The following is a 6,483-nucleotide window of genomic DNA, read 5'->3' as shown; positions in this document are numbered from 1 at the left end:
CCCGAAGCCCGCACCCAGGAACGCAGCGTCGACTTGTCTTTGCCCCGGACCTCCAGGCGAGCAGCAGTCGGCATACGGCATTGTCTCAACCAGCCATCGTAAAGTCACTTACGACACGCAACACTAGATGGTCAGAACCGAACGCTAGACATACGCGTGCATCAGGCGCAAGGCCGTGAGTAGCCGCGGGAAATGCCTGCCCGCAGAACGGGAGAACGCTGAGAACTCACCCTTGCGTCGCCACTCCTAACTCCCTAGTGTATCCGTATGCACCCGATCGGACGCGGGAACACCGCCCCGATCCAGACGATCAGCGCCGCCGTCGGCACCGGCGCTGCGCAGTAGCACGAACAGCAAGGTCATCCCGACCGGACGGTAGGAGACCGTGATGCCCAGATCCCGAACAACTGCCCTGGGGACGCTCGCCGTGGCGATGTCCACCGCCGTACTGCTCTCGGCCTGCGGGGCGGGTTCCCGGACGGCCGCGGAGACGGCGACCGAGGTGCCGTGCGACTTCCCGCCGCCCGCCGAGCCGACAACGGTGAACGTTCTGGCCTACAACTCGTCGGCCATCGACCCGTTCACCAACATGATGGTGGCGAGCTGCAGCAAGGAGCAGGTGACGGTCGCGCACGAGCCGATCGACTTCGGCGGGCAGGTGCAGAAGACGATCGCGACGCTCGCCGGCGAGACCGGCACCTACGACATCGTCGAGACCTACGGCTTCGTCATCCCGCAGTACGCGTCGCAGCAGAAGCTGATGCCACTCGACGACCTGTTCGCCGAGTTCGAGCAGGAGTACGCCCTCGGCGAGCTCAACGAGGAGATGCGCGAAGGACTGTCCTACGAGGGGCAGCTGTACGGGTTGCCGATGCAGGCGCAGATGTACGTGATGGCCTACCGCAAGGACGTCTTCGACGCACTCGGGCTGCAGCCGCCCACCACGTTCGCCGAGCTGCGCGAGGTCGCCGGGGCGATTCAGCAGGCGGGGGAGATCCAGTACCCGATCGCGCTGCCGCTGCTGGCGAGCGCCGACATCATCACGGCCTACGACGCTGCGCTCGGATCCCTCGGCATGGACCTCGTGGACGCCGAGGCGATGACGCCGAACTTCGACACCCCGGAGGCCGCGCAGGCCTTCGAGGAGCTGCGCTCGCTGCTGCCCTACATGGACCCGCAGGTCACCACGTTCGACCAGCCCCGGGTGCAGCAGCAGATGTACAACGGGTCCGCCGCGATCGCGGTCATGTTCTCCGGCCGGATGGCCGACCTCACCAAGCCCGAGAACAGCCGGTTCGCGCAGCAGTTCGCGTTCGCGCCGCCGCCGTCGGTCGCCGGCGGTGACGTCCTCTACAACAGCCTGTCGGTGGACGGCTGGTCGATCCCGGCCAACACCACCGTGGATCCGAAGCTGCTGTTCGAGATGATCGCTGCATCCGTCGGCCCGGAGGCGTCGCGCGCCGCCGTGCCCGCCGCGTTCCCGGCGCGCGAAGGCATCGTGACCCCGCAGAGCAGCCCCTACGCCGAGGCGGCGCTGGAGTCGATCGACAAGGCCCCGCCCGCCGAGCCCTACCCGTGGACCTCGCGCATCAGCAACGACATCCGCCCCGTGGTCGCCTCCGTCATCCTGGGCCAGACCCCGGTGGCGGAGGGCACGGCGCAGATGCAGCAGATCGCGACCCAGATCCTGGCCGAGTACAAGCAGTAGCCGACCCGGCGGGCGCCCTGCGCGGGCGCCCGCCGCGGAGTCAGCGAGGTGATCCGTCATGCGACGGCGAGAGTTCCTTGCGCTCGTGACCCCGAGCGTGCTCGTGATGGGCGGCCTGCTGGTCCTCCCGCTCTACCGGACGATCGAGTGGAGCCTGGAGCGGGTGACCTACGGCGAGGCCGGCACGTTCGTCGGCCTGGACAACTACGGGGAGGCGCTGTCCGACCCGCGGTTGGGGCAGGCGGTGCTGTTCACCGTCGGGCTCACCGCGGCGGTCGTCGCCGCGCTGGTGGTGGGCGGCTACCTGCTCGCGGTGCTGGTCAACGGCATCGGCCGGGCGAAGCCCTGGGTCCTGGGCATCCTGCTGATCTCCTACGTCGTGCCCAACGTCGTCGGGGCCACGATGTTCTCCTGGCTGTTCGACGCGAACTTCGGCGGCGTGCTCAACTACGCCGTCACGCTGGTGACCGGCCAGGAGGTGCTCTGGTTCACCGAGCCGTGGCCCAACCGGGTCGTGGTCGCGCTGAACACGATCTGGTTCATGCTCCCGTTCGCCATGCTCGTGATCATCGCCGGGCTGCAGGGGGTGCCGAACGAGATCATCGAGGCCGCGCGCATCGACGGGGCCTCGGTCGTGCGCACGCACTGGCACGTGATCATCCCCAGCATCCGCGGCGTGCTCGGGTTCGTCGTGATCATTTCGATCATGGACGTGCTGCGGACGTTCGACCAGCTCATCCCGCTGTCGCCGCAGGCGGTCCAGATCGGCAACGAGTCGATCATGCTCTACATCTACAACGTGGCGTTCCAGGACGGGGGACAGCAGCTCGGGCTCGGCAGCGCCGTCAACGTCCTGTTGATCCTGCTGATCGTGGCCCTGCTCTTCCCCTTCATCCGCGGGATCGCCAAGGAGGCACGGCAGGCATGAGCACCGTCGAAAAGGTGGAGCGCCGACCCGTCTCCGCGCGAACCGGTGGTTCCGAATCCGACGCACGCAGGCGCCCGCGACGCCGTGGGCGCACGTACCTCGTCGGCGGCATCCTGGTGCTGGTCTGCTGGGCGATGCTCAGCCCGGTCCTGTGGACCGCCATGGCCGTGACCAAGCCGACGGACGTGGCGTTCCTCAACCCCCCGCAGTTCTTCTACCAGCCCACCCTGACCGCGTTCGTCGACCTCTGGCAGACGACGCTGTTCTACCAGTACCTGATCAACACGCTCGTGGTCGCGCTGCTCAGCACCGCGGCGGCGCTGATCATCGGCATCCCCGCCGCCTACGCCCTGTCGCGGTTCCCGGGCTGGGTCAGCGCGGTGCTGCTCATCGCCGCGCTGGTCTTCCGGGCGCTGCCGCGGTTCGCGGTCGTGCTGCCGATGTACGACCTCTCGCGGGCGCTGGGGATCTACGACACGACGTTCGCCGTGGCCGCCGCGCTGGTGGCGATCAACCAGCCGTTCAGCATCTGGCTGCTGCGCAACTTCTTCGCCGAGATCCCCAAGGAGCTCGACGAGGCCGCCATGATCGACGGCTGCACGCGGTTCGCGACGCTGCGCCGCGTCATGATCCCCCTGATGGGGCCGGGCATCCTCACCGCCGGGATCTTCATCTTCCTGTTCGCGTTCCAGGAATACCTGACCGCGACCATCCTCACCGACGTCTCCGCGCGCACCGTGCCGGTGTTCATCGCGACGCAGCTCGGCCAGACCCTGCCCATGCTCCAGCAGGCGGGCGCCGCGGCGATGCTGCTGACGCTGCCGGTCATCGCGTTCGCGTTCATCGCCCAGCGCTACCTGGTGGCCGGCCTCAACGCCGGCTCGGTCAAGGGCTGAGCAGCTCCTCCATCACGACGACGAAAGGACCCTCCATGGCGCTCGACCCGGTGGCCTACCAGCCCTACCTCGACCCCGACGACTTCATCCGTGAAGTGACCGACCGCATCTGGGTGCAGCGCGACGTGTCCTACATCGTCGACAACTACGAGCCCGACTCGATCGTGCACGGCGGCCTGGGCACCGTGGTGGGCCGCGACGGGGTCATCGAGGGCAGCCTGATGCGCATCGCGAGCACGCCGCAGCACGTCGGCCAGGCCGAGGACGTCGTGTGGGAGGCGCGCGGCGACGACGCGTTCCTCAGCTCGCACCTGGTCTTCTCCAGCGACGACGACCTGGTCGGCGGCAGGCCCACCCGGATCCGGAAGCGCACGATCGCCGACTGCCTCTACCGGCGCGGGCGGATGGTCGAGGAGTGGGTGGTCCGCGACGAGCTGGCGAGCTGCCTGCAGCGTGGCGAGGACCCCGACGAGGTCGCCCGCGGGCTGCGCTTCCGCGGCTACGAGGGCTCGATGACCAAGCCCGCGCCGAGCGACGTGCTGAGCGTCGGCGACAGCGGCCCGCGGCCCGACGATTTCCGGCCCGAGTGCGAGATGGTGCTCGAGTTCGTCGAGGAGGTGTGGAACCAGCGCCGCCTGCACAAGGTGCCCGACTACATGGTGCGCGACCTGTTCCTGCACACCGTCGGCGACCGCACCGTCGTGCGGCCGGACGGCTACCAGCGCGACCTGCTGTCGCTCGTGGCCCCGTTCCCGAACGCCCGCTTCGCGGTGCGTGACGTCCAGACCAACTACGCCGAGCGGTACGCCGGGCTGCGCGTCGCGGTGCTGTGGACGATGAGCGGCACCTACCACGGGACCCCGGCGTTCGGGGCGCTGACCAATGCGCCCGTGGACCTGCTGGGGGTCTCCCAGTTCCTCGTGCAGGGCGGCCGCATCGTCCGCGAGGTCCGGGTGTTCGACGAGATCGCCCTGCGGGCCCAGATCAACGCCACGCGGGGCGACGGCGAGTTCACCGACACCAATATCTACTGAGGACTGCAGAGGAATCAGCCATGCACGACATCGTCGTTCCCCCTGGTGAGGTCGCCCGGCGCACGGTCAGACGCGCCGAGTGGGTTCCCTGCAAGGCGGCCTTCATCGACTGCCGGACCCCGGGCTCGGACCGGAAGGACAACTACTCCTTCATCGGCCCCGGCGTCTCCCAGAGCCCCGACCAGTTCGTCAACCTCCGCGAGCCGCACGGCTTCAACCTGGGCGCCGCCGGCATGTCCAACGGCGTCACGAACAACCTGCACCTGCACTTCACCGCCGAGGTGTTCATCAACTTCGGCGGCAATTACCAGCTCCGCTGGGGCGCCGACGGCCGCCAGGGCGAGTACCGCTCGGTGGACGGCGACGTCGTCACGGTGCCCTCGTGGATCTTCCGCGGATTCACCAACATCGGCGCCGACGACGGCATCCTGCTCACCGTGCTCGGCCGCGACGACACCGGCGGCATCATCTGGGGACCGTCGGTCCTGCAGGACGCCGCAGGCCACGGCCTCTACCTCACCGCCGACAACCGGCTCGTCGACACCGTCCAGGGCGAGCAGGTACCCGACGGCGTCGCGCTCATCGAGCCGATGCCCCAGGAGGAGATCGACCGGCTCGACGCCTTCTCCCCCGAGCAGTTCCGCACCCGCGTCACACACGAGGGCGACCGGGTCTGGCTGTCCCGGCCCTTCCTGTGCTCGGGCCTGCCCGGCGGCGGGGCGCACCTGAGCCTGGTGATCGGGTACGGCATGAGCGAGGACCGGCGCGCGGTCCCCCGGCTGCACGAGCCGCACGGGTTCGACCTCGCCTGGCTGCGCGCCGTGCCCGGCGAGGGCGTCCTGACCCACCGCCACAGCGAGGCCCAGGTGCTCACGGCCAAGGCCGGCCGATGGGCGGTGTCGGTCAACACCGGGGCGGACGAGACCGTCGTGGAGCTCGGGCCGCTCGACTCGCTGTCGGTTCCCGCGGGCGCGTGGCGCTCGTTCACGCTGCTGGACGCGCAGGAGGGTCGCGCGGCCGACCCGGGCACCGGCGAGCTGCTCGTGGTCAACAGCGGCGACGGCCGCACCGAGCTCGAGTGGGCGCCCGAGGTGGTCGCCGCCGCGCGCGCCGAGGGTCATGTCCTCGACCCGAACCACTACCTCGCCCCGGCGGCCGTGCTGGCCGCCGCCACCGAGGACGACTGAGGGGCACCGGAGACGCCGGCCCCTGGTCCGCGCCGTTCACGAGGCGGCCGGCCGGGGGCCGGCCTCGTGGTTGTGTTGCCGAGCCGGCGGGGAGTTCCCGGTGTGGGTGCGCCTGGCCAGGTACGCGGGGGCCGAGATCGTCGCGGTGCCGGCGAACCGGCCGTGGGACCCCTGCCCGCGCCCTGCCCGGCGGCCCCCGCGCTCGGGCGCCTCCTCGCCGAGGTGTCCGCGGCCGTCCCGCAGGAGTGAGTCCCCCAGCTCGCCGCGGGCGGCCGACGCTTGTGGGGGCTACGGCGGCGGCACGGCGGGCGGTGCTCGGCGCGAGGTTACCGTTCACGTCGGCGCACGTGCAGAAGACCCACTCTGACGGCGATCACCGCGCCGAAGATCGTCGTGAGTGCGCAGTGCTGGCCTCGCCGATCACGAAAGCCCGCGCCTCGCGGCGATCTTCGTGCCGCCGCACGCAGGCTCGCTTCGACGGCGGGGTTCTGACAACTCGCGAGGCCGACGCCGTCCGCATCACCGATCCGGAGATCGCCGACTGGCGCTTCTTCGAGGTCGACGCAGTGCGCGCGGAGATGCGCGACCAGATCTGGAGGCGGCTCCGATCGGCGGTCGACTCGCTCGCCGACGGGATACTGCGCTACGTCGAACGGGAGCCGTAGCAGAGGCTCCTACGACCTCGATTCCCACCTCTGGTCCTCTGCACCGACTGTCCGGCCGGCACCGA

General features: G+C 69.8%; 6 protein-coding genes. All 6 read left to right on the top strand.

Features of this window, described 5'->3' with window-relative positions; all coding sequences use genetic code 11:
- The first annotated feature begins 388 nt into the window (after window positions 1-388).
- The 6 genes from KME75_RS20605 (at window position 389) to KME75_RS20580 (ending at window position 6,418) form a co-directional block, all read left to right on the top strand.
- Window positions 389-1,708, top strand: a complete 1,320-nt coding sequence (locus KME75_RS20605) for an ABC transporter substrate-binding protein (RefSeq protein ID WP_219416493.1) — start codon at window positions 389-391, stop codon at window positions 1,706-1,708.
- Between the two features lie 58 nt (window positions 1,709-1,766).
- On the top strand, window positions 1,767-2,636 hold the full coding sequence (locus KME75_RS20600; RefSeq protein ID WP_219416492.1) for a carbohydrate ABC transporter permease: 870 nt from the start codon (window positions 1,767-1,769) through the stop codon (window positions 2,634-2,636).
- Window positions 2,633-3,532, top strand: coding sequence for a carbohydrate ABC transporter permease (locus KME75_RS20595; protein ID WP_219416491.1), 900 nt, complete (start codon window positions 2,633-2,635; stop codon window positions 3,530-3,532). Before KME75_RS20600 ends, KME75_RS20595 begins: the two co-directional genes overlap by 4 nt.
- A 35-nt stretch (window positions 3,533-3,567) precedes the next feature.
- Window positions 3,568-4,566, top strand: a complete 999-nt coding sequence (locus KME75_RS20590; RefSeq protein WP_219416490.1) for a nuclear transport factor 2 family protein — start codon at window positions 3,568-3,570, stop codon at window positions 4,564-4,566.
- Between the two features lie 20 nt (window positions 4,567-4,586).
- On the top strand, window positions 4,587-5,753 hold the full coding sequence (locus tag KME75_RS20585; protein WP_219416489.1) for a cupin domain-containing protein: 1,167 nt from the start codon (window positions 4,587-4,589) through the stop codon (window positions 5,751-5,753).
- 311 nt (window positions 5,754-6,064) lie between these two features.
- Complete coding sequence (locus tag KME75_RS20580; RefSeq protein ID WP_219416488.1) at window positions 6,065-6,418, top strand: NUDIX hydrolase; 354 nt, start codon at window positions 6,065-6,067, stop codon at window positions 6,416-6,418.
- The last annotated feature ends 65 nt before the right edge of the window (window positions 6,419-6,483 follow it).

The sequence above is a fragment of the Pseudonocardia nigra genome, from assembly GCF_019396355.1.
GTDB lineage: Bacteria > Actinomycetota > Actinomycetes > Mycobacteriales > Pseudonocardiaceae > Pseudonocardia > Pseudonocardia nigra.
Note: the sequence above shows the minus strand (reverse complement) of the source record. Positions and strands in the feature narration are given on the sequence as shown.